Here is a 26,938-nt window from a genome sequence, read left to right as displayed (position 1 = left end):
AGTCGAACCATGACCCAGCCCTATCTGGACATTCAACATCTCAACAAGCAGTTCGGTGCGTTTCAGGCCCTTAAAGGGATCTCTCTGACCATTGAGCCGGGGGAGTTTATCTGCTTTCTCGGCCCCTCCGGCTGCGGTAAAACCACCTTGCTCAGAGCCATCGCCGGGCTGGATCTGCCGGACAGCGGCGAGATCTGGCAAGGGGGGCGCAACATCTCCCGCCTGCCGCCCCAGCAGCGCGACTTTGGCATCGTGTTTCAATCCTACGCCCTCTTCCCCAACCTGACGGTGGCCCAGAACATCGCCTTCGGCCTTGAGAATCAGGGGCTGGCACGGGATCTCATCAAGGAGCGGGTCGATCACTGGCTGGGGTTGGTGGATCTCACTGCCCAATCCCACAAATACCCGAGCCAGATCTCCGGCGGCCAGCAGCAGCGGGTGGCGCTGGCCCGGGCACTGGCCCTCTCCCCCGGCCTGTTGCTGCTGGACGAACCGCTCAGCGCGCTGGATGCGCTGGTTCGCACCCACCTTCGCAGCGAGATCCGCGCCCTGCAGCAGCGCCTTGGCATTACCACCATCATGGTGACCCACGATCAGGAAGAGGCGCTGACCATGGCCGATCGCATCGTGGTGATGGAGGGCGGCCGCATCGTGCAGGTGGGCACCCCGCAGGAGATCTACCACCAGCCTGCCAGCCGTTTCGTGGCAAGCTTTGTCGGCACCATGAACTTCCTCGACACCCTGGTGCTCAGCCCCACTCAGGTGCGCCTAAACGAACAACCGCTGACACTTGCCAACCGGGCCGCGGCCGGCAGCAAATTGCAGGTGGCAATCCGCCCCGAGGCGATCACCCTGAGTGCGCCGAGCGAGCCGTATCTTGGGCAACATGGCATTGAAGCAACCATCGATCAGGTGGAGTTTCTCGGCGCCGCTCAGCGCCTGATCTGCACCGCCGACACCTATCTGGGCCCGCAGCAGATCCTGGTGGAACGCCCGACCCACGAGCTGCCCCGCCACGAACAGGGGGGCTGGCGCAGCGGCATGCGCTGCTCGCTGCACTGGCCCGCCGGAGCGATGCAGCTGTTTGAAGGAGAGCGCCCATGACAGCCCCCCTTGCGACCTCCTCCCTGTTGCCGCCAGCGACAGCCCGCCAAGACTCTCGTTGGTCGCGGCTTTGTCGCGGCTGGAGCCGGGATCAGCTGCTGCAACTGACCCTGCTGGTGCTCGGCATCGCCCTGCTTATCGGCGGCTTGCTGCTGCCGCTGCTCACCATGCTGCAAAAGAGTCTGCAGGATGAGAACGGCCTCTGGGTGGGGCTTGCCAACTTCAGCGCCTACTTCGACTCCCCTCATCTAGGGCGCACCATCGGCAATACCCTCTGGCTCGGGGTGCTGATCACCGCGCTGGTGGTGACCATCGCCTTTGGCTACGCCTATGCCCTCACCCGCACCTGCATGCCGGGCAAGCCCCTGTTTCGCCTCATCGGTTTGATCCCGCTGTTGATGCCCTCCCTGCTGCCCGCCATCAGTCTGGTCTACTGGTTTGGCAATCAGGGGATCGCCAAGGGGCTGCTCGGCGGCGAGAGCATCTACGGCCCCATCGGTATCGTCATTGGTCTGGGCTTCTGGTGCTTCCCCCACGCCCTGATGATCCTTATCACGGCGCTCGGTCAGAGCGACGCCCGCCTCTATGAAGCCTCCCGGGTGCTCGGCAGCAGCGGCTGGCGCACCTTTGTCACCGTCACCCTGCCCACCGCCCGTTATGGCCTGCTGAGCGCAGCCATCGCCGTCTTCACCCTCACCATCTGCGACTTCGGGGTTGCCAAGGTGATTGGCGGCCAGTACAGCGTGCTGGCTACCGATATCTACCGGCAGGTGATCGGGATGCAGAACTTTTCGCTGGGCGCAGTGGCCAGCGTCACCCTGCTGCTGCCGGCACTGTTGAGCTTTGCGCTGGAGCACAGGGTGCGCAGCAAGATGCAGGAGCAGAGCAGCACCAAGGCGGTGCCCTATCAGCCCAAACCACATCGGCTACGGGATCTGCTGGCGCTCGGCTGGTGCACGCTCTGGGCCCTGCTGTTTCTGGCGCTGGTGGGGATGGCCGTTTACGGCTCGCTGGTACAGTTCTGGCCCTACAACCTCGCTCTGACGCTGGATCACTACGCCTTTGACAGCAACAGCGTCTATGGCTGGCAGCCCTTTACCAACACCCTGCAGCTGGGCCTCTATACCGCGCTGATCGGCACCGTGCTGGTGATGGTGCTGGCCTGGGCACAGGAGAAGGGGCGCCACTTCCCATGGCTGCGCCAGCTGCTGCATCTCTTAGCCATGCTGTCGCTGGCGGTACCCGGCATGGTGCTGGGGCTGGGTTACATCTTCTTTTTCAACGGCAATCCGCTCTTTGGCAGCCTCTATGGCACTCTGCCGCTGATGGTGCTCTCCTGCGTCATCCACTACTACACGGTGGGCCATATGACGGCGCTGACCAGCCTCAAGCAACTGCCCAAGGAGCTGGAGCTGGTGGCCATCTCATTGCGCATTCCGCTCTGGAAGGCGTTCTGGCGAGTCACCCTGCCCGCCTCCCTGCCCGCGCTCTTGGAGATCTTTATCTATCTGTTCGTCAACGCCATGACCACCACCTCGGCGGTGATCTTCCTCTATTCGAGCGACAGCGTGCTCGCCTCCATCGCCGTGCTGAACATGGAGGATTCCGGCGATACCGCCGCGGCCGCCGCCATGGCCACCCTGATCCTGCTGGCCGCCGCCACCGTCAAGCTGCTCCAGCTCTTTTTGAGCCGCGCCCTGCTGGATCGCACCCAGCGCTGGCACCACCCATAACCTTGTGGAGGAGTCATGATGTCCACTCTCCCCTTCTGGCTGGCCGAAGCGCTCGCCGCCGAACAACCCGCGGCCCCCACGCCCCTCGTCGGCCACCACGAGGTCGATGTCTGCATCGTCGGTGGCGGCTTTACCGGGCTCTGGAGCGCCATCGCGCTCAAACAGGCCGAGCCACACTTGCGCATCACGGTGCTGGAGAAAGATCGCTGCGGCAGCGGCGCCTCCGGGCGCAACGGCGGCTGCCTGCTCACCTGGTCGGCCAAATACCTGACCTTAAAGCGCCTCTTTGGCGAGCAGCAGGCCGCCTGGCTGGTGCAAGGATCCGAGCAGGCGGTGCACGAGATTGCCCGCTTCTGCGAACAGCACAATATTGAGGCACAGCTGAGGGTCGAGGGCACCTGCTACACCGCCACCAGCGAGGCCCAGCGCGGCCTGATGGAGCCGGTATTGCAGGAACTCAAACGCGCAGACCTTAACCAGTGGCAAGTGATTGAAGAGGATAAACTGGCGAGCCAGAGCGGCTCTCACGTTCATCTGGAGGGGCTCTACAGCCCCCACGCGGGCTCGGTGCAACCGGCACTGCTGGTGCGCGGCTTGCTGCGGGTGGCGCGGGAGCTGGGGGTCGAGGTCTATGAAGGCTCCCCCATGCAGCGCCTTGAGGCGGGCCAGCCGGCGCGGGTGCAAACGCCGCAGGGCGAGGTGCGTGCCCGCAAGGTGGTGCTGGCCCTCAACAGCGCCATGACGGCGCACTTTCGCGAGTTTCGCCGCAGTATCGTGCTGGTCTCCTCCGATATGGTGATCACCGAGCCGGCACCACAGGCGCTTGCCGCCCAGCAGCTCAATCACGGCCGCAGCGTGGTGGATGGCCGCACCTTTGTGCACTACTACCGCTCCACCCCGCAAGGGCGGCTGATGCTGGGCAAGGGGGGCAACACCTTCGCCTTTGCTAACCGCCATCTGGCCGAGTTCGATGCGCCGAGTCGTTATCTTGCCCCCCTCACCCGCACCCTGCGCCGCTTCTTTCCGGCGCTCAAAGAGGTCCCCATCGCCGCCAGCTGGTGCGGCGCCTCCGACCGCTCGGTAGATGGCCTCCCCTTCTTCGGCCACTGGCGAGGGCAGCCCAATATCGTCTATGGCCTCGGCTATTCCGGCAACGGGGTGGCACAGAGCTGGATGGGTGGCCAGATCCTGGCGGCGTTGGTGAGAGATGAGGTGCGGGAAGAAGACAAGCCGTGGCGCGACTGCGCGCTGGTGAGCGGCCCACGCGGCTACTTCCCGCCAGAGCCATTCCGCTGGCTGGGGGCCATGGCGGTGCGGGGTGCCATCCGGCGCAAAGAGAAGGCGGAAGATGAAGGCCACGCGGTGGCCTGGTATGACAAACAGCTGGCCCGGCTGGCGGATGCGGCGGGCAAGGCAGACAAATAGGCGCCTTCGTCCAGCGCTTCGGAAAGCACCAAAAAACCGAAGGGGCAGGAGAGTGATGACTCCCCTGCCCCTTCGCAGTTGGTACGGCTCTCGGCTGGCCCGATAGACAGCCCTGGCGTTAGCTGGCCCAGGTAATGATGTGATCGATCCAGTCGCCGGCATCCACCTCGTGCACCACCTTGCCGCGCACCGACTGACCAGCCTGGTGCATGGCGCTGCGGCTGCCGGTGATAAGGGGATGCCACTGCGGCAAGCTCTGCCCCTCCGCCAGCAGGCGGTAGGCGCAGGTCGAGGGCAACCAGTCATATTCGGCAATCTTGTCGTGGGTGATCTGCAGGCAGTCCGGCTCTTTTTTAAAGCGGTTGCCGTAATCGGAGCACTGGCAGGTCTTGGTATTGAGCAGGTTGCAGGCGACATTGGTGAACACCAACTCCTCGGTGTCCTCGTCAATGAGCTTGTTCAGGCAGCACTTGCCGCAGCCGTCGCACAGGGACTCCCACTCGGCCGTGGTCATCTGTTGCAGGCTCTTCACCTGCCAAAAGGGGGCGGTCTGCACGGGTTCACTCTGCTGCATAAAAATGGGCTCACTCAATACACTGACAAGCGCGTGGTTATACGCCCTATGGCCCGATTTTTCAAGGTGAACGGGGAACACCGATCTGCACAAGGTTGGATTAACCGTGTGATTCGCTGCGCTCAGCACCAACCAAATACGTTCATTGAATGTGGCTGAAACTATGAAACCCAACATATGAGATATGCTAGCCAACAATTTATGATACTTTTTCATAATTACAATTGTGTGATTTTTCAAGGAGGGTACGGAAATATGGAAACTTCGTTACAGCTAACTCGTGAACTATTTCTGGAATGCAACTGGAACTATGACATCCCCCCAGAAGACCATTATGGGTACTCTTCGGTCATGAGTTATCTACAAAAATCCTCGAAGGAAATGTTAGAGAGAGGAAAGACAGAACACTCAAAAACTCTCGAACTATTAGCACGAGCAGCATCAATGATGTTGACACCTAGCAGTGTTAATGAACCATTCAAAGCTTACTTTCACGATTTTCAAACAGGGCGAAGGTCTACTCTACCTGAAGACTTTACTGAAGATGAGTTGACATTCTTCGATGAAATTATTAGTGACTTAAATGAGCCATGGCTGAAATCAAGACTAGCGGACATACTATGGTTACTGAAAAGGCCTAGAAATATAGAGTATGCAAAGCTAGCAATAACATCATATATTTCATTGCCTATTGACGGAGCAACTTGGGTTTGTGATGTAAACAAATGTTGGGAAAGATCTGCACGCTTGTGTATACAAATAAAATGGTTGGAAAAACTGAAGGAAATAAAGGAAAGTCTATTTGTAGCCTTTTGTTTGGAATATCCCACAGAAAAATTTATGGCGCTTTGGATTGCTGAGCTATTAGATAATCTGGGAATTGACAGTGATTTCATAGCGGATATAGCATTGTCCCTACAAAAAAACGCCGTTTATTTAAAAAAGCAAGGGGACTTCTATTCCGCTAGGCAATATTTGGAATTGTTATCGAAAAAATATCAACAATGTTCTAACGAAGAAGGATATTTAAACTCTCTCATTGAAATGGCCGAATGTTTTGAACTGGAGGCCGATTCGCGATCTAGTGGTAGTAATATGGTCGCAAACTCTTTCTATGAGAGCGCGATACAAGCATATCGCCGCATTCCTAATAAGCACAGGAACACTTATAACATTAAGGAAAAAATAAGAGGAATCCGAGTAAAAATAACGGCAACAGGACATGCGTCCCTAGACGAAATGGGTATGATAAGCACTCCTGGAGTCGACATTTCAGATATGATAAAAAAAGCAACGGAGCATGTTTCAGGGAAAAGAAATCCCGAGACAGCACTAATGTATTTCACAGGATTATCTAACGGAGCAAAATACAAAAAACTTGAGGAATGTGCAAAACAATCATTGCAGAGCGGCTTTTTAAGTAGCTTTTTTGGGTCAACCCAAATGAGTGAAGATGGGCGAGTCATTGCTAAAACACCGGCTATTAATTTAAGTGCAGGTGAGGATGACCCTAGCAATAGGGTGGCATTACATAGAAATATTCAGCAACAGTTTTCTATTGAAGTGCAACTTGTAGTCGAAGGTCAGATACTACCAGCATTAAGACAATTACTCATGGAACATAGATTTACAAAAGAGCTCATGGTAGCCGCTTGTCATCACTCATCTATAGTTCCACGGAACAGAGAGGAATTATTAGGGCATGCTCTTTGGCTAGGGTTCGAATACGAATTTGGTGCTGCAATCCATATGCTGTGTCCGCAGATTGAAAACATTGTTAGAATTAAATTGAAAGAATATGGTGTTCATACAAGTAATATTGATAAAGAAGGAATAGAAAATGAAAATGGCTTAAGCACCTTAATGGATTTACCAGAAGCGCTTAAGTTATTTGGAGAAGATTTAACCTTTGAAATAAAAAGCATATTTACAGATCCCCTCGGTTCCAATTTGCGGAATGAAGTGGCGCATGGATTATTGGACGATAACACATCATCATCAATATATTCTGTTTACGCTTGGTGGATGATTCTTAAACTAGTTATAAGGTCAATTATGAACAGCAGTGCTAAATAAGAACGCATTATATGTTCTACTTCGCAAAGTCAGCACTAAATAAAAATGTGAACAAAAATCTAACAGGTAAAATGAAAATTTATTAATCATTAAAAAATGCCGACCCTAAGGTCGGCATTTTTATCAGAGATAACAGGCTAAAGAACTTACCAGCCGGTCACTTCACGCAGGGCCTTGCCGATATCGGCCAGGGAGCGCACGGTTTTTACGCCGGCATCTTCCAGAGCGGCAAATTTCTCGGCCGCGGTGCCTTTACCACCGGCGATGATGGCGCCCGCATGACCCATGCGCTTGCCAGCCGGGGCGGTGACACCCGCGATGTAGGAGACCACCGGCTTGGTGACGTGGGCCTTGATGTAGGCAGCCGCGTCTTCCTCGGCGTTGCCGCCGATCTCGCCGATCATCACGATGGCTTCGGTCTGCGGGTCATTCTGGAACATCTCCAGAATGTCGATGAAGTTGGAGCCCGGGATGGGGTCGCCACCGATACCGACGCAGGTGGACTGGCCGAAGCCCTCATCCGTGGTCTGCTTGACCGCTTCATAGGTCAGGGTGCCGGAGCGGGAGACGATGCCCACCTTGCCCGGCTTGTGGATGTGGCCGGGCATGATGCCGATCTTGCACTCACCCGGGGTGATGACACCCGGGCAGTTGGGGCCGATCATGCGCACGCCGGTTTCCTGCAGCTTCACCTTGACGTCCAGCATGTCCAGGGTCGGGATGCCTTCGGTGATGGTGACGATGAGCTTGATGCCGGCATCGATGGCTTCCAGGATGGCGTCCTTGCAGAACGGGGCCGGGACATAGATGACGGAGGCAGTGGCGCCGGTGGCTTCCACGGCGTCACGGACGGTGTTGAACACCGGCAGGCCCAGGTGAGTGGTGCCGCCCTTGCCCGGGGACACGCCGCCGACCATCTGGGTACCGTAGGCAATGGCCTGTTCGGAGTGGAAGGTACCCTGACCGCCGGTAAAGCCCTGGCAGATCACCTTGGTGTCTTTGTTGATCAGAACGCTCATTATTTGGCCTCCGCTGCTTTTACCACTTGCTGAGCTGCGTCAGTCAGACTCGTTGCGGCGATGATATTGAGGCCGCTGTCGGCCAGTTTACGGGCACCCAGTTCGGCATTGTTGCCTTCCAGACGCACCACCACGGGCACTTTCACCCCCACTTCCTTCACGGCACCGATGATGCCTTCCGCGATCATGTCGCAGCGCACGATGCCACCGAAGATGTTGACCAGCACGGCTTGTACCTTGCTGTCGGAGAGGATGATCTTGAAGGCCTCGGTCACGCGCTCCTTGGTGGCACCGCCGCCGACGTCCAGGAAGTTGGCAGGTGAACCGCCGTGCAGGTTGACGATGTCCATGGTGCCCATGGCCAGGCCCGCGCCGTTGACCATGCAGCCGATGTTGCCATCGAGCGCCACATAGTTCAGCTCCCACTGGGCGGCGTGCGCTTCGCGGGGGTCATCCTGGGACGGATCGTGCATCTCGCGCAGCTTGGGCTGACGGTACAGGGCGTTGGCGTCGATGTTGATCTTGCCGTCGAGGCAGTGCAGGTTGCCCTTGTCGGTGATGACCAGGGGGTTGATCTCCAGCAGGGCGAAGTCGCAGTCCAGGAACATCTGGCCCAGACCCATGAAGATCTTGGTGAACTGCTTGATCTGATCGCCGACCAGACCCAGCTTGAAGGCCAGCTCACGGGCCTGGTAGGGCTGCGGGCCTACCAGGGGATCGATGGCGGCCTTGTGAATGAGTTCCGGGGTTTCGTGGGCGACTTTCTCAATCTCCACGCCACCTTCGGTGGAAGCCATGAAGACCACGCGGCGAGAGCCACGGTCGACCACGGCGCCCAGGTACAGTTCCTTGGCGATGTCGGTGCAGGACTCCACCAGGATCTTGGTAACCGGCTGACCATTGGCGTCAGTCTGATAGGTCACCAGGTTCTTGCCGAGCCAGTTCTGGGCAAAGGCGCGGATCTCGTCCTTGCTCTTGGCCAGCTTGACGCCGCCCGCTTTACCGCGGCCACCGGCGTGGACCTGGCATTTGACGACCCAGGTGTTGCCGCCAATCTTGTCGGCCGCTTCGGCCGCTTCCTGCGGGGTGGCACAGGCATAACCTTCGGAGACCGGCAGGCCATACTCGGCAAACAGCTGTTTTGCCTGATATTCATGCAGATTCATAGATGCTCTATCCGTGTTGTAGGTATTTCCGTCCGGGGCTCGTGTTTCTCAATCCCCTGTGAATGGGGGCCTGGGCGGCCCCTCGTTATCTTTCAGTCACGCTTGCTCAGACATCCAGCAGCAGACGGGTCGGGTCTTCCAGGAGCTCCTTGATGGAGACCAGGAAGCCCACGGACTCGCGGCCGTCGATGATGCGGTGATCGTAGGAGAGCGCCAGGTACATCATCGGCAGGATCTCGACCTTGCCGTCGACGGCCATGGGGCGGTCCTGGATCTTGTGCATGCCCAGAATGGCGCTCTGGGGCGGGTTGATGATGGGGGTGGACATCAGGGAGCCGAACACGCCACCGTTGGTGATGGTGAAGTTGCCACCGGTCAGTTCATCCACGGTCAGCTTGCCGTCACGGCCCTTGCCGGCCAGGTCTTTGATGGCCTTCTCGATGTCCGCCAGGCTCATGTTGTCGCAGTCACGCAGCACCGGGGTCACCAGACCACGGGGGGTGGAGACGGCGATGCTGACGTCGAAGTAGTTGTGGTAGACGATGTCGTCACCGTCCAGCGCCGCGTTCACTTCCGGGTAGCGCTTGAGGGATTCGACCACGGCCTTCACATAGAAGGACATGAAGCCGAGCTTGATGCCGTGCTTCTTCTCGAAGATCTCGCCGTACTGCTTGCGCAGCTTCATGATGGGCGCCATGTTGATCTCGTTGAAAGTAGTCAGCATGGCGGTGGTGTTCTTGGCCTCCAGCAGACGCTCGGCGATGCGCTTGCGCAGACGGGTCATGGGCACACGCTTCTCGGTGCGACCGGCCAGCGGCGCGACCGGCACGGCAGCCACGGGAGCGGCAGCAGTCGGCGCAGCCACGGGAGCCTTGCCCAGATTCTTGATAAAGGCTTCCACGTCTTCCTTGGTGACACGACCACCCTTGCCGGTGCCGGTCAGCTTGGCGACGTCGATGTCGTGCTCGGCCACCATGCGGCGCACGGAAGGGCTCAGGCCATCGGCAGCGTCGTCGGCCACGGCTTCCACCGGCTTCTCGCTGGTCGCTTCACCGGCAACGGGGGCCGGCTTGAGCATGGCGATCAGCTGGCGGGAGAGCACGGTGGCCCCTTCGCTCTGCAGGATGTCGCCCAGTACGCCGGCTTCCGGCGCGGGCACTTCCAGCACGACTTTATCGGTTTCGATGTCAACCAGCACTTCGTCACGGGCAACCAGATCACCCGGTTTCTTGTGCCAGGTCGCGATGGTGGCATCCGCCACTGATTCCGGCAGGTCCGGTACCTTGATCTCGATAGTCATGTAATCAGTTCCTTGTTACTTCTTGGCCAGCAGGCTTGTTCCAGGTCAGAGAGGGTCCCGACACGGGCCCTCTCATCCACAACTCGTTATTCCAGGGTAAGGGCGTCTTCCACCAGGGCTTTTTGCTGCTTGGCGTGGACGGACATGTAACCGACGGCCGGTGAGGCCGAGGCCGGGCGACCGGCATAACGCAGACGGGCATGGCTTGGCAGCACGCTGTCGTAGTGATGACGGGTGCTGTACCAGGCGCCCTGGTTCTGCGGCTCTTCCTGACACCAGACGAAGTCGGTGACATGGCTGTAATCGGCCAGGATGGCGCGCACTTCCTCTTCCGGGAAGGGGTAGAGCTGCTCGATCCGTACCAGGGCCACGTCCTGCTGCTCGGCCTTGCGACGGGCATCGAGCAGGTCGTAGTAAACCTTGCCGGAGCAGAACACCACGCGCTTGACGCCTTTGGGATCCAGCGCATCGATTTCGCCGATGGCGTTCTGGAAGGTGCCCTCTGCCAGCTCTTCGAGCTTGCTCACCGCCAGCGGGTGGCGCAGCAGGGATTTGGGCGTCATCACGATTAGCGGACGGCGCATGGGGCGTACCACCTGGCGACGCAGCATGTGGAACACCTGCGCCGGGGTGGAGGGCACGCACACCTGCATGTTGTGCTGAGCGCACATCTGCAGGTAACGCTCCAGACGGGCGGAGGAGTGCTCCGGGCCCTGACCTTCGTAACCGTGGGGCAGCAGCATGGTCAGGCCGCACATCCGGCCCCACTTCTGCTCGCCGGAGGAGAGGAACTGGTCCACCACCACCTGGGCGCAGTTGGCGAAGTCACCGAACTGGGCTTCCCAAATGGTGAGACCGGCCGGCTCCGCGCTGGCGTAGCCATATTCAAACGCCAGTACCGCGTTCTCGGTCAGCACGGAGTCGTACACCTCGAACGGGCCCTGCTCGTCGTGCAGATTGCACAGCGGGGTGTAGGTGCTGGCATCGGTCTGGCTGTGCAGCACGGCGTGGCGATGGAAGAAGGTACCGCGGCCGGAGTCTTCCCCGGTAAAGCGAATGCGGGATCCCTTGTCCACCAGGGTGGCGTAGGCCAGGGTCTCGGCAAAGCCCCAGTCCACCAGCTTCTCACCGGCGGCCATCAGGCGACGGTCTTCGTAGATCTTCTCGACCTGACGTTGCAGCACATGGGTCGCCGGGTACTGGCTGATGCGCTCGCCCAGGGCCTTCAGATGCTCCATGGGCACAGTGCTGTCATAGGCCATGGCCCAGTCGTGACCCAGATAAGGGGTCCAGTCCACGGAGTGCAGCTCCATGGGGCGCCACTCCTTGCTCACCCGCTCGCCCCGATCCAGGGTATCGCGATAGTCGTTGACTAGCGTGGTGGCCAGCTCCGGCGCGATGGCTCCTTCGGCGATCAGCTGATCGGCGTAGATCTTGCGCGGGGTCGGGTGCTGCTTGATCTTCTGATACATCAGGGGCTGGGTCGCGCTCGGCTCGTCAGCCTCATTGTGACCGTGACGACGGTAGCAGACCAGCTCGATCACCACGTCGCGCTTGAAGGTGTTGCGGTAATCCAGGGCGATCTGGGTCACCAGCACCACGGCTTCCGGGTCATCCCCGTTGACGTGCAGCACAGGGGCCTGCACCGCCTTGGCGATGTCGGTGCAATATTCGGTGGAGCGCAGGTCACGGATATAGGAGGTGGTGAAGCCCACCTGGTTGTTGATGACGATGCGCACCGTGCCGCCCACGCCATAGGCACGGGTCTGGGACATGTTGAAGGTCTCGGCAACGACCCCCTGCCCCGCGATGGCGGAGTCACCGTGGATGGTGATGGGCAGGACGCTGGAGCCGTCCTTGTCACCGCGACGGTCCATACGGGCACGGACGGAGCCGATGACCACGGGGTTGACGATCTCGAGGTGCGACGGGTTGAAGGCGAGCGCCAGGTGGACGTTGCCGCCCGGGGTGGCGAAGTCGGAGGAGAAGCCCATGTGGTACTTCACGTCCCCTGTGCCCCAGGATTCGCCGTGCTTGCCGGCGAACTCGTCGAACAGGTCCTGGGCGCGCTTGCCCAGCACGTTGATGAGCACGTTGAGGCGACCGCGGTGGGCCATGCCGATGACGGCTTCCTTGCAACCCTGCTCACCGGCGCGGCGGATCAGCTCTTTGAGCATGGGCACCATGGCATCGCCCCCTTCCAGGGAGAAACGCTTGGCCCCCGGGAACTTGGCACCCAGGTATTTTTCCAGCCCTTCGGCGGCGGTCAGGCTCTCGAGGAAGCGGGTCTTCTCTTCGAGGGTATAGTTGCCCGTCCCTTCGATGGATTCCAGCCTGTCTTGCAGCCAGCGCTTCTCCTCGGTGGAGGTGAGGTGCATGTAGTCGGCGCCGATGCTGCCGCAATAGGTTTTCTTCAGCGAGGCATACAGATCGGAGAGCACCATGGTCTCGCGACCGATGGCGTAGGAGCCCACATTGAAGGTGGCCTCCATGTCTGCACCTTGCAGGTTGTGGAAGGCCGGGTCCAGCTCGGCGACCGGCTCGCGCTGCCACAGACCCAGGGGGTCCAGGTTGGCGTTCTGGTGACCGCGGAAACGGAAGGCGTTGATCAGTTGCAGTACGCGAACCTGCTTGGCATCCACCTGGGGATCGGAGACGGGAGCGCTGTAACGGGAGGAATCCTTGGCCAGGCGGCGGAAATAGTCGCGAACCTGGGAGTGGGGTTGTTCTACTGCATGTCCGTTGACCTGGGGCAGCGACTGGAACAGGCTGCGCCATTCGTCGGCAACGGAGTCGGGGTTTTCCAGGAAGGATTCGTACAAATCCTCAATGTAGCTTGCATTCGCACCAGCCAGGTGAGATGACTCCAACCAGGCCTTCATCACGCCGTTATGCATTTCTATCCCTTGTACATCTTGTTCGCTGCACTGCAGCTTGTAGGGTCATAGCCATCCCGGGGCGGGATGGCTATCCAGAGGTCGGGCCCGGCGCAAGGCGCCCTGGCCCCGATACTACACGGCTCGGTTGAGCAACATCGACTTGATCTGACCGATGGCCTTGGTCGGGTTCAAGCCCTTGGGACAGACGTTCACGCAGTTCATGATGCCGTGGCAGCGGAACACGCTGAAGGCGTCATCCAGGTTGCCCAGTCGCTCACTGGCCGCAGTGTCGCGGCTGTCCGCCAGCCAGCGATAGGCGGCGAGCAGGCCGGCCGGACCGATGAACTTGTCCGGGTTCCACCAGAAGGAGGGGCAAGAGGTGGAGCAGCAGGCACAGAGTATGCACTCGTACAGGCCATCCAGCTTGGCGCGCTCTTCGGGGGATTGCAGGTGCTCACGCACGGGCGGCAGTTTTTCGTCATTGATGAGGAAGGGTTTGACCTTCTCCCACTGGGTGTAGAACTGGGTCATGTCGATCACCAGATCCCGGATCACCGGCAGACCGGGCAAGGGCCGAATGACGACCTTGCTGCCCTTCTTCAAGAGATCGGAGAGCGGCGTGATGCAGGCCAGACCGTTCTTGCCATTCATGTTGAGACCGTCAGATCCACAGACCCCTTCGCGGCAGGAGCGGCGGAAGGCGAGCGTGGGATCCAGCTCCTTGAGCTGGATCAGTGCGTCGAGCACCATCATGTCGGAACCTTCAGGAATATCAAGACGATAATCCTTCATATACGGGACGTTATCAACGTCCGGATTGTATCTGTAGACAGAGAATGTGACGTTCATTGTGCTTGGCTCCGCAATCAGTAAGTCCGGACCTTGGGCGGGAACGCCTCACGGGTCTTGGGTGACATGTTGACAGCGCGACGGGTCATGGACTCGGTGTCCGGATGATAGAGGCTGTGGCACAGCCAGCTCTCATCGTCACGCTCCGGGAAGTCGAAGCGGCTGTGGGCGCCACGACTCTCGGTACGGAAGTTCGCCGCCACCGCGGTGGCATAGGCGGTCTCCATCAGGTTGTCCAGCTCCAGGCACTCGATGCGCTGGGTATTGAACTCCTTGGAGGTGTCGTCCAGACGGGCGTTCTTGAGACGCTCGCGGATGAGTTTCAGCTCGGCCAGCCCTTCTGCCATGGCATCCCCTTCCCGGAACACGGAGAAGTTGTTCTGCATGCAGCGCTGCAGGTCCTTGCGGATCTGTGCCGGGTCTTCCCCGTCACGGTTGTTTTCCCAGCGGTTGAAGCGCTCCAGCGCCTTGGCGATGTCGGCGTCGGTGGCTTCCACACCGTGCTCCATCGAACCAAGGGTCTCCACCAGGTGCATGCCGGCAGCACGACCGAACACCACCAGATCCAGCAGGGAGTTGCCGCCCAGACGGTTGGCACCGTGCACGGAGACGCAGGCGATCTCGCCCACCGCGAACAGACCGACCACCGGCACGTCGTTGCCATCCTTGTCCTGGGTCAGGCACTGGCCGTTCACGCTGGTCGGCACGCCGCCCATCATGTAGTGGCAGGTCGGGATGATGGGGATGGGCTCTTTGACCGGATCCACGTGGGCGAAGGTGCGAGAGAGCTCGCAGATGCCCGGCAGGCGGGATTCCAGCACCTCTTTGCCCAGATGATCCAGCTTGAGCTTGATGTGCGGGCCCCAGGGACCGTCACAGCCACGGCCTTCGCGGATCTCGATCATGATGGAACGGGCCACCACGTCGCGACCGGCCAGATCCTTGGCGTTTGGTGCATAACGCTCCATGAAGCGCTCGCCGTCCTTGTTCAGCAGGTAGCCGCCTTCACCACGGCAACCCTCAGTCACCAGTACCCCTGCCCCGGCAATACCGGTGGGGTGGAATTGCCAGAACTCCATGTCCTGCACGCCGACCCCGGCGCGCAGCGCCATGCCGACGCCGTCACCGGTGTTGATGTGGGCGTTGGTGGTGGACTGATAGATGCGACCGGCGCCGCCGGTGGCGAGCACGGTGGCCTTGGCCTTGAAGTAGACGACTTCGCCGCTCTCCATGTCGATGGCGGTACAGCCGACGATATGGCCATCCTGGTTCTTCACCAGATCCAGGGCATACCACTCGGAGAAGACGGTGGTCTTGTTCTTGACGTTTTGTTGATACAGGGTGTGCAGCAGGGCGTGACCGGTACGGTCGGCTGCCGCCGCAGTGCGGGCAGCCTGCTCGCCGCCGAAGTTCTTGGACTGACCGCCGAACGGACGCTGATAGACAGTACCGTTGTCAAAGCGGGAGAAGGGCAGACCCATGTTCTCCAGTTCATAAACGGCCTCGGGGCCGGTCTTGCACATGTATTCAATGGCTTCCTGATCACCGATGTAATCAGAGCCCTTGACGGTGTCGTACATGTGCCACTGCCAGTTGTCGTCGTGGGCATTGCCCAGGGCGACCGTGATCCCGCCCTGGGCGGAGACCGTGTGGGAACGGGTCGGGAAAACCTTGGATAACAGGGCGCAGCTCTTGCCGGACTGGGCAATCTGCAGCGCGGCGCGCATACCGGCGCCACCGGCACCGATCACGACCGCATCAAATTCACGAGTTGGAATAGTCACCTTACACACCCCACAGCACGACGAAACCAGTCATCACATAGACAAACAGCACCACCACCAGCACAAACTGCAGCGCACCGCGCAGTCCGACCGGCTTGATATAGTCGGTCAGCACCTGCCACAGACCGATCCAGGCGTGGATCAAGACGCATACGAGCGTCAGCAGGGTGAAGACCTTGGTGAAGGTGTTGGAGAAGAAGCCGGTCCACACCTCGTAGGTGATGTCGTTGAACGCGACAAAGCCAACCAGATAGAGGACGTAGCACGTCATGATGAGGGCGGTGGCGCGGATCAGGATGTAATCATGAACACCGCTGCGCCCGAAAGTTGCAGAATTGGTTACCATACCAGTACCCCCGCCAATACCGCCAAAACCGCGGTGATCACGAAGGCCACACGGGCACTCTGATTACCGGATTCCAGCTCTTCCCAATAGCCCATGTCCATGACCAGGTGCCGCAGACCGCCCACGATGTGGTAAGCCAGCGCGGTCAGGATCCCCCACAGCACGAACTTGACCAGGAAGTTGTCCATGATGGCAACGACCGATTCAAATCCTTCGGGAGAGGCGAGTGAAGTACCAAGCATCCACAGCAAGATGGCCAATGCCACAAAGGTGATGACCCCTGAGACACGATGCAAGATGGAAGCGATGGCGGTGACAGGAAAGCTGATCGTCTGTAGGTCGAGGTTTACAGGTCTCTGTTTGTTTTTCACGGCTTTGCCCACTCAGCTCCATTGAGCACGTTAGTTATTGTTTTCACACGCTTTGAGGGCGAGGAGTGGCATTTGTTAGGTTTTTGTTACCAAAACAACTCAGGAAAGCCAAAAATAACATTTTCGATATCACATCTGGCTTTGCGAAAGCGTTTCAAACACCGACGACCATCACCCACGTGGCGCAGTATATCGGCGGCCTTAACCAATGACAATCAAATAGCTACACAGAAAATCCAAAACCGTAAACCAGATCTCACAACAGCTTTAACAAGTCATTAATGATCATCCAGCAAAATTGACAAAGACATGGTTCTCTGGTTCAAATAAGGCGCTCCAGCCGCCGTGGTACGGGTAAGAACCTTTGCCAGCGTCATAACAGTCGTAATAAAGTAGGGCTGGAACCAAATTATAAAAGAGCAAAGGAGACGTGCTATGGCTGATAAGATAGCCACCCTACATCTGCCCGGAAAAGAGCCGGTTGAACTGCCGATCCTCTCCGGTACCGTTGGACCCGATGTGATCGATGTCAGAAAGCTGGGCACGCAAGGATATTTCACCTTCGACCCCGGCTTCATGGCCACCGGTTCTTGCAAATCTTCCATCACCTACATCGATGGCGACCAGGGTGTCTTGCTGCACCGCGGTTACCCCATCGCCCAGTTGGCCACCCAGGCCAGCTACCTCGAAGTCTGCTACATCCTGCTGTACGGCGAGGCCCCCACCAAGACCCAATATGCGGAATTTGAACGTCTGGTCACCCGCCACACCATGGTGCACGAGCAGATCGCCTTCTTCTTCCGCGGCTTCCGCCGCGACGCCCACCCCATGGCCGTCATGTGCGGCGTGGTCAGCGCGCTGTCCGCCTTCTATCACGACGCCCTCGACATCAACAACGAGGAGCATCGCGAGATCTGTGCCTTCCGTCTGCTCTCCAAGATGCCGACCCTGGCCGCCATGTGTTACAAGTACTCCATCGGCCAGCCCTTCATGCAACCGCGCAACGCCCTCTCCTATGCAGGCAACTTCCTGCACATGATGTTTGGCGTGCCGACCGAAGAGTACAAGGTCAACCCCATCGTCGAGCGCGCCATGGACCGCATCTTCACCCTGCATGCGGATCATGAGCAAAACGCCTCCACCTCCACCGTGCGTCTGGCCGGTTCTTCCGGTGCCAACCCGTTTGCCTGTATCGCCGCGGGGATCGCCTCCCTGTGGGGCCCGGCCCACGGTGGTGCCAACGAAGCCTGCCTCAAGATGCTCGAAGAGATTGGCTCCGTGGATCGCATTCCCGAGTACATCGCCAAGGCCAAGGACAAGAACGATCCGTTCCGTCTGATGGGCTTCGGTCACCGGGTCTACAAGAACCACGATCCCCGTGCCACCGTGATGCGTGAAACCTGCCACGAGGTGCTTACCGAGCTGCAGATCAAGGATCCGCTGCTGGACGTGGCCATGGAGCTGGAACGCATCGCGCTGTCCGACCCCTACTTCATCGAGAAGAAGCTCTACCCGAACGTGGACTTCTACTCCGGCATCATCATGAAAGCCATCGGCATCCCCATGTCCATGTTCACCGTGATCTTCGCCATCTCCCGTACCATCGGCTGGATTGCCCACTGGAACGAGATGCATTCGGACCCGGATCAGAAGATCGGCCGTCCCCGTCAGCTCTACACCGGTCAGCCCCTGCGCGAGTTCGTGCCCCTCGACCAGCGCTGAGCCCGATCTGTCATGGTTTGTTACAAAGGCGGTCATTGACCGCCTTTTCTTTTGCAGGTTTAATCGCGCCCTTTTACGCCAAGGACACTCATCATGAAATCTCCCCTGCTCCTCAGCTCCGCCCTCCTGCTCAGCGCCTGCCAGAGCGCCCCGACCACCGAAACCCTCTATATCCAGGACAAGCTGGCAGACTGCGTCGGTGTCGCCCCCATGAAGTGCATGCAGGTACGCAGTCAGCCGGGCGAGAGCTGGAGCCTCTTCTATCAGCAGATCGAAGGCTTCACCTTTGAACCGGGCTTTCGCTATCAACTCGAAGTGAGCAAGGAGCAACTTGCCGATGTGCCGGCCGATGCCCCTTCCTTTCGCTACCAGCTGATCAAGGTCGTGAGCAAGGAACCGGTTCGCTGACGAGTCGCTGGCAGGTGACCCGGTTTCGTTTGTGTGCTCTCTGGGGTATGCTGTCACCCCTTTTTGCCACGGTTTGAGTACGGACTCGACCCGCATCATGATCACCATCCGCACCATCCGCACGCCAGACTGGCCCGCCATCATGGCCATCCAGCACGAGTGTTATCACCAGTTCGAACCCGAGCCCCTCGAGGTGATGCAGAACAAAACCGAGCTGGCCCCCGCCTCCTGCTGGGTGGCCGAGCGTCAGGGCAAGGTGCTGGGTTACCTGCTCTGCCACCCCTGGCGTGCCCACCAGCCCCCGCCCCTCTCGGTGCCGATGAAGGCGCTGGCCGGTCACGACGAGTTCTATCTGCACGATCTCGCTGTCTCGAGCAAGGCACGCGGCCTGGGTGTCGGACAGCGGCTGCTGGCAAGGGCGCTCGCTTTCGCGAGCCATGCAGGATATCGCCATGCAGGCCTGGTGGCGGTTCAGGATGCCCCCGCCTTCTGGCGCAAGCAGGGGTTTGTGCCCGCCGACACCGGCAAATCGCTGGTGGAGTATGGTGACGGGGCTGTCTATATGCGGTTGCCCCTGGCAGACAACGGTCCCAAACCGGGAACCATCAGCAGAGTTCAATAAAAAGAATTCAATAAAAAGAGTTCAATAAAAAAGGCGCCTTTCGGCGCCTTTTTCTATTCCGCGTTGTGCTCCCGACGGGGAGATCAAGCCTTGAACTTGCTGAACACCAGAGAGGCGTTGGTACCGCCAAAGCCGAAGCTGTTGGACATGACGGTATTGAGATCGGCGGCTTCGTACGCACGTACGATGGGCAGGCCCACGGCTTTCTCGTCCAGATTCTCGATGTTGATGCTGGGGGCGATGAAGCCGTGTTCCATCATCAGCAGGGAGTAGACGGCCTCGTGCACGCCGGCGGCGCCCAGGGCATGGCCGGTCATCGCCTTGGTGGCGGAGAGCTTGGGGGCATTGCTGCCAAACAGGGTCTGAATGGCTTCCAGCTCCTTGGTGTCACCAACCGGAGTAGAGGTACCGTGAGTGTTGATGTAGTCCACCTTGCCGACACCCTGCATCGCCATCTTCATGCAACGCACGGCGCCTTCACCACTCGGGGCCACCATGTCGTAGCCGTCGGAAGTCGCACCGTAACCGGTGATTTCGGCGTAGATGTGGGCACCACGGGCCAGGGCGTGTTCCAGCTCCTCGACCACCAGGATGCCGCCACCACCGGAGATGACGAAGCCGTCGCGGTCCGCATCATAGGTGCGGGACGCTTTTTCCGGGCTGTCGTTGTACTTGGTGGAGAGCGCGCCCATGGCGTCGAACTGGATGGTGGAAGACCAGTCCAGCTCCTCGCCGCCACCGGCAAAGATGATGTCCTGCTTGCCAAGCTGGATCAGTTCCAGGGCGTGACCGATGCAGTGGGCAGAGGTCGCACAGGCGGAGCTGATGGTGTAGTTGACACCTTTTATCTTGAACGGGGTGGCAAGACAGGCGGAGGTGGTGGAGGACATGGTACGCGGCACCATGTAGGGACCCACCCGCTTGACGCCCTTTTCACGGGCGATATCGGCAGATTCGGAGGTGTTCTTGCCGGAGGCGCCGCCGGAACCGGTCACGATGCCGGTACGCTCGTTGGAGACCATCTCTTCCGGCAGGCCGGCATCTTCGATGGCCTGCTGCATGGAGAGGTAGGCGTAGGCCGCGGCGTCACCCATGAAACGCATGACTTTACGGTCGATCAGTTCAGACGGATCGAGTTTGATGTTACCCCAGACACGGCTGCGCAGGTTGTACTGCTCGAACTGCTCGGAATAGGTGATGCCGGATTTGCCTGCTTTCAGGGAGGCCAGCACCTCTTCCTTGTTGTTGCCGATACTGGAGATGACGCCGATACCGGTGATCACTGCTCTTCTCATTAATTCATCTCGTCTGGAAAAACTGGCACCGAGTCTACCCGCTTTCGGCTGCCAAACTGGTCTGCTTTCACGTAGAATGCCCGCGATTTTGTGACGCGAGCCGAGGAAAACGTGAGTCAAACATCCTTACATCATGCCCGATTGGACTGGAACGAAGCGGGAACTCCAGTCTCCAGTGAGTTCGGGGATGTGTACTTTTCCAATGATAACGGTCTAAGTGAAACCCGCTACGTCTTTTTGCAGCAAAATCGACTGCCAGAGCGATTTTCGCACCACGATAGTGACAGTTTCGTGATTGGTGAAACAGGTTTCGGTACAGGACTTAACTTTCTGGCCACAATGGCCGCCTTTCTGGAACAGGCCCCCCTGTCCGGCAACGGATCCCGGCTGCACTTCATCAGCGTCGAGAAATACCCCCTTACCCAGGCCGATCTGCGCAAGGCCCTGGCCGCCTGGCCCGAGCTTGCCCCCTTGAGCCAGCCTCTCATCGACCAGTGGCCGTTGCCGGTCTCCGGCTGCCATCGCCTGCTCTTTGCCGATGGCCGCATCCGCCTCGACCTCTGGTTTGGCGACATCAAGGAGATGCTGCCCCAGGTGCCCCATCCGGCAACCGGTCTGGTGGACGCCTGGTATCTGGACGGTTTCTCCCCTGCCAAGAACCCAGAGATGTGGACCCAGGATCTCTTCAACGATCTCGCTCGCCTCGCCCGCCCCGATGCCACCCTCTCGACCTTTACCTGCGCCGGTTTCGTGCGACGGGGGCTGATTGCCGCCGGCTTTGCCATGAAGAAGGTGAAGGGCCACGGCAGCAAGCGGGAGATGCTGGCGGGTGTTCGGGAAGGCAAAGTGCCGCAGCAGAGCATCGCCCCCTGGTATGCCCGCCCCGCAGGGCGGGAGGGAGAGGTGCTCATCATTGGTGGCGGCATCGCTTCCGCCATGACGGCGCTCTCTCTGGTGGAGCGGGGTCGGCACGTCACCTTGCTGTGCGAAGATGGCGAACCGGCCAGCGGCGCCTCCGGCAATCGACAAGGAGCCCTCTACCCCCTGCTCAACGGCGAGCACGATGCCCTGTCGCGCTTCTATTCGCTGGCCTTTGGCTTTGCCAGAAACCGGCTGCTGGCCCTGGCAAAGCACCACCCCGTCGCCTTTTCCCTGTGTGGCGTCACCCAACTCGGCTACGACGACAAATCCGCCGCCAAGCTTGCCAAGATGAGTCAGGGCCCCTTCCCCCCCGAGCTGATGCACCCACTCTCGGCAGCGGAGGTTGAGCAGGTGGTCGGCCTGCCCTGCGATGCGGATGGCGTGAGCTATCCCCTGGGGGGCTGGCTCTGTCCGGCGGATCTCACCCGCGCCGCCATCAGGGAGGCGCAGGCCAGCGGGCGGCTGGAAGTGGTGTTCAATGCCGCTGTAACCCGCATTGCCGAAGAGGCCGATGGCTGGCACCTGGAGAGCCGGGATGGCCGCCAGTGGCGTGCCCCCAATCTGGTGGTGGCAGCCGGGCATCAGTTGCCAGCCCTTCTCCCCTTTGCCGAGCTGCCGCTCTATCCGGTGCGCGGCCAGGTGAGCCATGTGCCGACCACGGCTGGCTTGAGCCAGCTCAAGACCGTGCTCTGCTACGATGGCTACCTCACCCCGGCCCACAACGGCGCGCACTGCATCGGGGCCAGCTATGGCCGCAACCAGACCGATCTAGCCTACCGCGCCGACGAGCAGGAGCAGAACAGGGCGCGGCTGCAAGCCTGCCTGCCGGATCAAACCTGGCCGGCCGAGGTGGATGTGAGCGGCAACCAGGCGCGGGTGGGGGTGCGCTGCGCCAGCCGGGATCACCTGCCGGTCGCCGGGCCCGTCGCCCGGTTGGCGGCGCTGGCGGATCATGACGTCAACGCCCCCGCGGATCAGCAGAGCGCGCTGCCCCTGCACGCCGGCCTCTACGTGCTGGGGGCGCTCGGCTCCCGGGGGCTCTGCTCGGCGCCCCTGTGCGGCGAGCTGGTCGCCAGCGAGATCTGCGGCGATCCCCTGCCGCTGGCCGCCGATCTGCTGGAGGCGCTCCACCCCGCCCGCTACTGGGTGCGAAGACTGCGCAGGGGCAAGCCACTGCGCGACTAGCCACCCAGGAGCCGGGGCTGCCCGCCTCCACCCCATTGGCGTACCAACAAAAAAACGGGCTCAATCAGCCCGTTTTTTATGTTTCCCATGAGTGGCCATGGGCCTGTACACGTGTTATCAGCCAGCCCTGGGCCAGACGACCCCAAGCTTGCGCCCCTGATCGGTCTGGCTGGCCAGGGTGTCGAACCGCGCCCGGGTTGCCTCCAGCACCGCCTGCCCTGCCTGCCAGCCCTGATGCTCCAGGGTTGGGCAATCCCGGGTCACCGGCAACTGGGCGAGGCGCGTGCCAAGCTGGCTCACGCTCTCCAGCAGAATATCCTTGTGACGGCTCTCGTAGTCAAACATGGCGGCCACCAGCTTGTCCCACTTCTGGCGCTCCTTCGCGGGCGCACGGGCCTTGTCCATCCAGTTGGGCACCCTGACCTGGATGCGGGCACGAACGCTGGCCTGCTCCAGCTCGCAGCGTGTCGCCGTCGCCTTCGTCTGCAACTGCCAGGAGAGCTGATAGCTGGCCTTGCCGATGTGCCCGTCCGCCTGGGTGGGCGACAAGGCGGTGATCTGGCGCATCACAGCCCCCACATCGGCCCCGGAGACCCGATAGAACTGGAAGTCGACCTTGATATCGGGGGCGACCTTCACACCGGCATAGTGGGAAGGTACAGCACCGATTGAGGCGGCATAAATGAGGGCCACCGTCACCCCTGTCTTGCTGAAGAGTCCCATCTGTCCGCGGCTTTGCTCCTTGTGAGTCCCAGCTTAATTTCAATTAATAATCAATGCATTAATAACCCGATTGGGAGATTACCCCTGATCCAGCCCCCTGTCATCCGCTCTTGGCACCCGCTTGCTGCAAACGTGCGAGTCATCACCCCGGCTCAGGCGGGGATTTGCAGTCGAGATCACAAGCTGCCATCGAATGGATGGTGAAATACTCCTTAGTGGGTAATATCCGCAGTGTTTTTGTTGGCCGATGCCGGATAGTCCAGCGCAACCCTCTGGTGAGCCCTGGCAGGCCACCCCCTCATTTCAACTCTTGGGAAGGTTTTATGATAGAACTCCTGATCGGCACCTTGGTCACCCTGGCCGTGGGTCGCTACATCTTCAAGGGCTACTCCGCCACCGGGGTACTGCTCAGCGGCGGCCTGCTGCTGCTGGCGATCACCGCCCTGATGGGCAAGGCGGTGCTGCCGGCGAGCGTCCCCTCCACCGGCCACATGGCCACCGACATCTTCGAATACGTGCGCTTCCTGCTGGTCGACAGGGGGGGTGGCCTCGGCATGCTCATCATGGTGCTGTGCGGCTTTGCCGGCTACATGAGCCACATCGGCGCCAACACCATACTGGTGAAGCTCGCGAGCAAACCCCTCGGTGTCATCAAGTCCCCCTACATCCTGCTGGTGGCCGCCTATCTGGTCGCCTGCGCCATGTCGTTGGCGGTGAGCTCCGCGACCGGCCTCGGGGTTCTGCTGATGGCCACCCTCTTCCCGCTGATGGTCAACATGGGGATCTCCCGTGGCGCGGCGGCGGCGGTGTGCGCCTCGCCGGCCGCCATCATCCTCTCACCCACCTCGGGGGACGTGGTGATGGCAGCCCAGGCCGCGAACATGGAGCTCATCGAGTTTGCCTTCAAGCTGACCCTGCCCATTTCCCTGGTGGCCATCGCAGCCATGGCGGTGACCCACTTCTTCTGGCAGCGTTATCTGGATCAGAAGGCCGGGGAGCACAACGCCGCGGTCGCCCCGAGCGATCTCGTCACCGACGCCCCCGGCTTCTACGCCATCCTGCCCTTCACCCCCATCATCGGTGTGCTGCTGTTTGACGGCAAACTGGGGCCCAAGCTCGACATCGTCACCATCATCGTCATCTGCCTGGTGCTGGCTGCCCTGCTGGAGCTGGTGCGCAAGCGCAACGGCCGCGAGCTGCTGGACGGGCTGCAGGTGTGCTGGCGCAACATGGCCGACGCCTTCGCCGGCGTGGTGATGCTGCTGGTGGGTGCCGGGGTCTTTGCCCAGGGTCTGATGGGGCTTGGTTTCATCGCCAATCTCCTGGATCTGGCCCAGAGCTTCGGTACCGGCGGCATCGTCATCATGCTGGTGCTGGTGGTCATCACCACCCTGGCGGCCTTCACCACGGGTTCCGGCAACGCCCCCTTCTACGCCTTCGTGGAGCTCATCCCCCATTTGGCCACCAGCCTCGGCGTCAACCCCGCCTATCTGGTGATCCCCATGCTGCAGGCATCCAACCTCGGCCGCACCATCTCGCCGGTCTCCGGGGTGGTGGTCGCCTGTGCGGGGATGGGCAATCTCTCTCCGTTCGAGGTGGTCAAACGTACCTCGCTGCCGGTGGCCGTCGGCCTGCTGGTAGTGATCCTCGCCACCCAGATCATGGTTCCCGCCTGACTCTTTACCGGCCCGGCTGCCGCCGGGCTGGTATCCCCCCCACCCCATGCAGTAGACTCGGTGCTCTTTTTTCCTAAGGAGGACCGAGCCTTGAGTATGACGGTTCAACTTGCCCACTTCAGCGACTGCCACTCCCATTTCGATGGCGCCCCCATGCGCTTCTCCCCCGATGGCGAGTCCGAATGGCGCACCCAGTGCGGCGGCTATGGCCGCATCCTGACCCGGCTCACCGCCCTGCGCCAACAGGCCGAGGCAGCCGGCCAGACCTGCCTGCTGCTGCATGGCGGCGATACCTTCCAGGGGTCACTTTACTTCAACCGTTTCAAAGGGCGGGCCAATGCGGACCTGCTGGCCCTCTTGCGACCGGATGCCATGGTGATCGGCAACCACGAATTCGATCTGGGCAACGGGCCGCTGGTGGAGTTTTTGCGCCAGCTCGATTTCCCGGTGCTCGCCGCCAACATCGACAACCGTCAGGAGCCCGCCGATGCCCAGCTGCGGCTGCAGGGACTGCCGCAGCTGTTTGACGCGAGCCGCCCCTGGCACAAGCGCGTCATCGACGACGTGCCCTTCGCCCTGCTCGGCATCACGCTGCCGCAGATGGCCGCCATCGCGAGCCCCGATCCCCACACCCGTTTCCACGGTATCGAAGAGACCTTGAGCCGCGCCCTCGAAGAGATCAAGGCCGCCGGCATCCAGCACATCATCCTGCTCAGCCACCTGGGTCTGGCGCAGGACAAGCGACTGGCGACCCGCTTCCCCGAGCTCAGCCTCATCGTCGGCGGGCACACCCACAGCCTGCTGGGGGATCTGGCGCCGCTCGGGCTCGACAGCGAAGGCAGCTATCCCCTCATGGTGAACGGGGTGGCCATCCTGCACGCCGCCCACAGCGCCCTCTGTCTCGGGGTGTGCGAACTCACCTTCGACGAACAGGGACGCGTGTGCCAAAGCCGCGGCCAGCTGGAGTGGTTACCCTGGGATCCCTGGCCCTTTGCTTCCCCGCCTCCTGCGGGGCTGCACTTCTGCGAACCGGCCCCCGAGCTCGAGCTGCATCTGGCCCGGCGTTATCGCCCCGAGCTCGAGACCATGACCCGCCGCATCGTGACCCGCCTCGCCGGGCCACTGCACCATCAGCGGCTGCCCGATGCCACCCAGCCCGCCGGCAGCCAGGTCGCCCCCCTGGTGGCGAGCGCCATGCTGGCCAGTGCCCGCGAACAGGTGGGTCAGGTGGACTTTGCCCTGCACAATGCCGGGGGCGTGCGCTGCTCCCTCGAGCCCGGCCCCCTGACCGAAGCAGACGTTGCCGGACGCCTGCTGCCCTTTGCCATTCCCCTTACCCTCTACCGGGTGCACGGCCATGAACTGGCCGAGGCACTGGAGGGGGCCATCGACAACGCCACCAACAACGGGGTGACGGGCAATGGCAGCGGCAGCTTCCCCTACACCGCCGGGGTGCGCTTCTGCTATCAGGCCGACAGGCCCAAAGGGGAGAGGATCACTCGCCTGGAATGGGAAGCCAGCCCGGGTCAGTGGCTGCACGTCGAGCCGAATGCCATCTATCGCGGGGTCTCCAGTGCCTATACTGCCTCCGGCAAGGAGGGCTACACGGCCCTTGCCCGCACCCTGACCCAGCACAATCAGGAGCTCGGCATCACCCTGGCGGATGCCTTCCTGCGCTGGGCACGCCACCTGCCGGAGCTCAGCCCCCTGCCGGCCCTGGTGGAGTATCACGGCCAGTGAATCTGGCACCGACCCATCCC

Annotated in this window: 21 protein-coding genes; 10 read left to right on the top strand and 11 right to left on the bottom strand. The window is 60.6% G+C overall.

What is annotated here, in order from left to right; translation table 11 throughout:
* The first annotated feature begins 9 nt into the window (after positions 1 to 9).
* From AB5Y47_RS07920 to AB5Y47_RS07910, 3 genes are read left to right on the top strand one after another with little or no spacing between them, the layout of a single operon-like run.
* Positions 10 to 1,104 carry a putative 2-aminoethylphosphonate ABC transporter ATP-binding protein gene (locus tag AB5Y47_RS07920; RefSeq protein ID WP_215801164.1) on the top strand — a complete coding sequence of 365 codons (1,095 nt, stop codon included), beginning with the start codon at positions 10 to 12 and terminating at the stop codon, positions 1,102 to 1,104.
* Entirely contained in the window at positions 1,101 to 2,837 is a 1,737-nt protein-coding gene (locus tag AB5Y47_RS07915) for a putative 2-aminoethylphosphonate ABC transporter permease subunit (protein WP_368220109.1), read from the top strand. The genes AB5Y47_RS07920 and AB5Y47_RS07915 overlap by 4 nt, the downstream gene beginning before the upstream one ends.
* 18 nt (positions 2,838 to 2,855) lie before the next feature.
* Complete coding sequence (locus AB5Y47_RS07910; protein ID WP_368220167.1) at positions 2,856 to 4,262, top strand: FAD-dependent oxidoreductase; 1,407 nt, start codon at positions 2,856 to 2,858, stop codon at positions 4,260 to 4,262.
* Between the two features lie 118 nt (positions 4,263 to 4,380).
* On the opposite strand, the gene AB5Y47_RS07905 is transcribed toward AB5Y47_RS07910, so the two are convergent.
* A complete protein-coding gene (locus AB5Y47_RS07905; RefSeq protein WP_368220108.1) occupies positions 4,381 to 4,836 on the bottom strand; it encodes a YcgN family cysteine cluster protein in 456 nt (151 codons plus the stop codon).
* A gap of 255 nt (positions 4,837 to 5,091) precedes the next feature.
* Here AB5Y47_RS07905 and AB5Y47_RS07900 point away from each other — a divergent pair, with 255 nt between their 5' ends.
* Entirely contained in the window at positions 5,092 to 6,912 is a 1,821-nt protein-coding gene (locus tag AB5Y47_RS07900) for a DUF4209 domain-containing protein (protein WP_368220107.1), read from the top strand.
* A gap of 146 nt (positions 6,913 to 7,058) precedes the next feature.
* On the opposite strand, the gene sucD is transcribed toward AB5Y47_RS07900, so the two are convergent.
* From sucD to sdhC, 8 genes are all read right to left on the bottom strand, one after another.
* Positions 7,059 to 7,931: a succinate--CoA ligase subunit alpha gene (sucD, locus tag AB5Y47_RS07895; protein WP_005300222.1), complete on the bottom strand. Its 873-nt coding sequence runs from the start codon at positions 7,929 to 7,931 to the stop codon at positions 7,059 to 7,061.
* The gene (gene sucC, locus AB5Y47_RS07890; RefSeq protein WP_005300220.1) at positions 7,931 to 9,097 is read right to left on the bottom strand and encodes an ADP-forming succinate--CoA ligase subunit beta; all 1,167 of its coding nucleotides are present in this window, start codon (positions 9,095 to 9,097) and stop codon (positions 7,931 to 7,933) included. The genes sucD and sucC overlap by 1 nt, the downstream gene beginning before the upstream one ends.
* Positions 9,098 to 9,203: 106 nt before the next feature.
* Entirely contained in the window at positions 9,204 to 10,397 is a 1,194-nt protein-coding gene (gene odhB, locus AB5Y47_RS07885; RefSeq protein WP_368220106.1) for a 2-oxoglutarate dehydrogenase complex dihydrolipoyllysine-residue succinyltransferase, read from the bottom strand.
* Between the two features lie 86 nt (positions 10,398 to 10,483).
* Positions 10,484 to 13,294 (bottom strand): 2-oxoglutarate dehydrogenase E1 component, encoded by a 2,811-nt coding sequence (gene sucA / locus AB5Y47_RS07880; RefSeq protein ID WP_368220105.1) that lies wholly within the window; start codon positions 13,292 to 13,294, stop codon positions 10,484 to 10,486.
* A 114-nt stretch (positions 13,295 to 13,408) separates the two neighbouring features.
* Positions 13,409 to 14,125 (bottom strand): succinate dehydrogenase iron-sulfur subunit, encoded by a 717-nt coding sequence (locus AB5Y47_RS07875; protein ID WP_010674497.1) that lies wholly within the window; start codon positions 14,123 to 14,125, stop codon positions 13,409 to 13,411.
* 17 nt (positions 14,126 to 14,142) lie between these two features.
* A complete protein-coding gene (sdhA, locus tag AB5Y47_RS07870) occupies positions 14,143 to 15,909 on the bottom strand; it encodes a succinate dehydrogenase flavoprotein subunit (protein WP_045524725.1) in 1,767 nt (588 codons plus the stop codon).
* A gap of 1 nt (position 15,910) precedes the next feature.
* Positions 15,911 to 16,255 carry a succinate dehydrogenase, hydrophobic membrane anchor protein gene (gene sdhD, locus AB5Y47_RS07865; RefSeq protein WP_010674495.1) on the bottom strand — a complete coding sequence of 115 codons (345 nt, stop codon included), beginning with the start codon at positions 16,253 to 16,255 and terminating at the stop codon, positions 15,911 to 15,913.
* Positions 16,249 to 16,638 carry a succinate dehydrogenase cytochrome b556 subunit gene (sdhC, locus tag AB5Y47_RS07860; protein ID WP_029314418.1) on the bottom strand — a complete coding sequence of 130 codons (390 nt, stop codon included), beginning with the start codon at positions 16,636 to 16,638 and terminating at the stop codon, positions 16,249 to 16,251. Before sdhC ends, sdhD begins: the two co-directional genes overlap by 7 nt.
* 423 nt (positions 16,639 to 17,061) lie before the next feature.
* Between sdhC and AB5Y47_RS07855 the strand changes: the two genes are divergently transcribed.
* From AB5Y47_RS07855 to AB5Y47_RS07845, 3 genes are all read left to right on the top strand, one after another.
* On the top strand, positions 17,062 to 18,348 hold the full coding sequence (locus AB5Y47_RS07855) for a citrate synthase (RefSeq protein WP_039040080.1): 1,287 nt from the start codon (positions 17,062 to 17,064) through the stop codon (positions 18,346 to 18,348).
* A 93-nt stretch (positions 18,349 to 18,441) separates the two neighbouring features.
* Positions 18,442 to 18,756 (top strand): DUF4377 domain-containing protein, encoded by a 315-nt coding sequence (locus AB5Y47_RS07850; RefSeq protein ID WP_323895425.1) that lies wholly within the window; start codon positions 18,442 to 18,444, stop codon positions 18,754 to 18,756.
* Between the two features lie 97 nt (positions 18,757 to 18,853).
* Positions 18,854 to 19,378, top strand: coding sequence for a GNAT family N-acetyltransferase (locus AB5Y47_RS07845; protein ID WP_323895427.1), 525 nt, complete (start codon positions 18,854 to 18,856; stop codon positions 19,376 to 19,378).
* Positions 19,379 to 19,461: 83 nt separating this feature from the next.
* Here AB5Y47_RS07845 and fabB read toward each other — a convergent pair whose 3' ends face one another.
* A complete protein-coding gene (fabB, locus tag AB5Y47_RS07840; protein ID WP_069651496.1) occupies positions 19,462 to 20,673 on the bottom strand; it encodes a beta-ketoacyl-ACP synthase I in 1,212 nt (403 codons plus the stop codon).
* 90 nt (positions 20,674 to 20,763) lie between these two features.
* Between fabB and mnmC the strand changes: the two genes are divergently transcribed.
* On the top strand, positions 20,764 to 22,779 hold the full coding sequence (gene mnmC / locus AB5Y47_RS07835) for a bifunctional tRNA (5-methylaminomethyl-2-thiouridine)(34)-methyltransferase MnmD/FAD-dependent 5-carboxymethylaminomethyl-2-thiouridine(34) oxidoreductase MnmC (protein ID WP_368220104.1): 2,016 nt from the start codon (positions 20,764 to 20,766) through the stop codon (positions 22,777 to 22,779).
* Between the two features lie 117 nt (positions 22,780 to 22,896).
* Here mnmC and AB5Y47_RS07830 read toward each other — a convergent pair whose 3' ends face one another.
* Complete coding sequence (locus AB5Y47_RS07830; protein WP_045524720.1) at positions 22,897 to 23,502, bottom strand: DUF922 domain-containing protein; 606 nt, start codon at positions 23,500 to 23,502, stop codon at positions 22,897 to 22,899.
* A gap of 323 nt (positions 23,503 to 23,825) precedes the next feature.
* On the opposite strand from AB5Y47_RS07830, the gene dcuC reads away from it, so the two are divergent.
* Positions 23,826 to 25,178, top strand: coding sequence for an anaerobic C4-dicarboxylate transporter DcuC (dcuC, locus tag AB5Y47_RS07825; protein ID WP_010674486.1), 1,353 nt, complete (start codon positions 23,826 to 23,828; stop codon positions 25,176 to 25,178).
* A 90-nt stretch (positions 25,179 to 25,268) separates the two neighbouring features.
* On the top strand, positions 25,269 to 26,918 hold the full coding sequence (locus tag AB5Y47_RS07820) for a bifunctional UDP-sugar hydrolase/5'-nucleotidase (protein WP_368220103.1): 1,650 nt from the start codon (positions 25,269 to 25,271) through the stop codon (positions 26,916 to 26,918).
* The last annotated feature ends 20 nt before the right edge of the window (positions 26,919 to 26,938 follow it).

Source organism: Aeromonas sp. R7-2, from assembly GCF_040908105.1.
In the GTDB taxonomy this organism is placed as follows: Bacteria; Pseudomonadota; Gammaproteobacteria; order Enterobacterales; family Aeromonadaceae; genus Aeromonas; species Aeromonas caviae.
This window is presented reverse-complemented; position numbering and strand designations above follow the sequence as displayed.

Bases quoted from the DNA above. Each gene is read 5' to 3' on its own strand.
- dcuC (WP_010674486.1), top strand. From the start codon at position 23,826: ATGATAGAACTCCTGATCGGCACCTTGGTCACCCTGGCCGTGGGTCGC.
- sdhD (WP_010674495.1), bottom strand. From the start codon at position 16,255: ATGGTAACCAATTCTGCAACTTTCGGGCGCAGCGGTGTTCATGATTAC.
- sucC (WP_005300220.1), bottom strand. From the start codon at position 9,097: ATGAATCTGCATGAATATCAGGCAAAACAGCTGTTTGCCGAGTATGGC.
- AB5Y47_RS07910 (WP_368220167.1), top strand. From the start codon at position 2,856: ATGTCCACTCTCCCCTTCTGGCTGGCCGAAGCGCTCGCCGCCGAACAA.
- AB5Y47_RS07920 (WP_215801164.1), top strand. From the start codon at position 10: ATGACCCAGCCCTATCTGGACATTCAACATCTCAACAAGCAGTTCGGT.
- sucA (WP_368220105.1), bottom strand. From the start codon at position 13,294: ATGCATAACGGCGTGATGAAGGCCTGGTTGGAGTCATCTCACCTGGCT.
- odhB (WP_368220106.1), bottom strand. From the start codon at position 10,397: ATGACTATCGAGATCAAGGTACCGGACCTGCCGGAATCAGTGGCGGAT.
- AB5Y47_RS07875 (WP_010674497.1), bottom strand. From the start codon at position 14,125: ATGAACGTCACATTCTCTGTCTACAGATACAATCCGGACGTTGATAAC.
- AB5Y47_RS07855 (WP_039040080.1), top strand. From the start codon at position 17,062: ATGGCTGATAAGATAGCCACCCTACATCTGCCCGGAAAAGAGCCGGTT.
- fabB (WP_069651496.1), bottom strand. From the start codon at position 20,673: ATGAGAAGAGCAGTGATCACCGGTATCGGCGTCATCTCCAGTATCGGC.
- AB5Y47_RS07830 (WP_045524720.1), bottom strand. From the start codon at position 23,502: ATGGGACTCTTCAGCAAGACAGGGGTGACGGTGGCCCTCATTTATGCC.
- sucD (WP_005300222.1), bottom strand. From the start codon at position 7,931: ATGAGCGTTCTGATCAACAAAGACACCAAGGTGATCTGCCAGGGCTTT.
- AB5Y47_RS07915 (WP_368220109.1), top strand. From the start codon at position 1,101: ATGACAGCCCCCCTTGCGACCTCCTCCCTGTTGCCGCCAGCGACAGCC.
- AB5Y47_RS07845 (WP_323895427.1), top strand. From the start codon at position 18,854: ATGATCACCATCCGCACCATCCGCACGCCAGACTGGCCCGCCATCATG.
- AB5Y47_RS07900 (WP_368220107.1), top strand. From the start codon at position 5,092: ATGGAAACTTCGTTACAGCTAACTCGTGAACTATTTCTGGAATGCAAC.
- AB5Y47_RS07905 (WP_368220108.1), bottom strand. From the start codon at position 4,836: ATGCAGCAGAGTGAACCCGTGCAGACCGCCCCCTTTTGGCAGGTGAAG.
- AB5Y47_RS07850 (WP_323895425.1), top strand. From the start codon at position 18,442: ATGAAATCTCCCCTGCTCCTCAGCTCCGCCCTCCTGCTCAGCGCCTGC.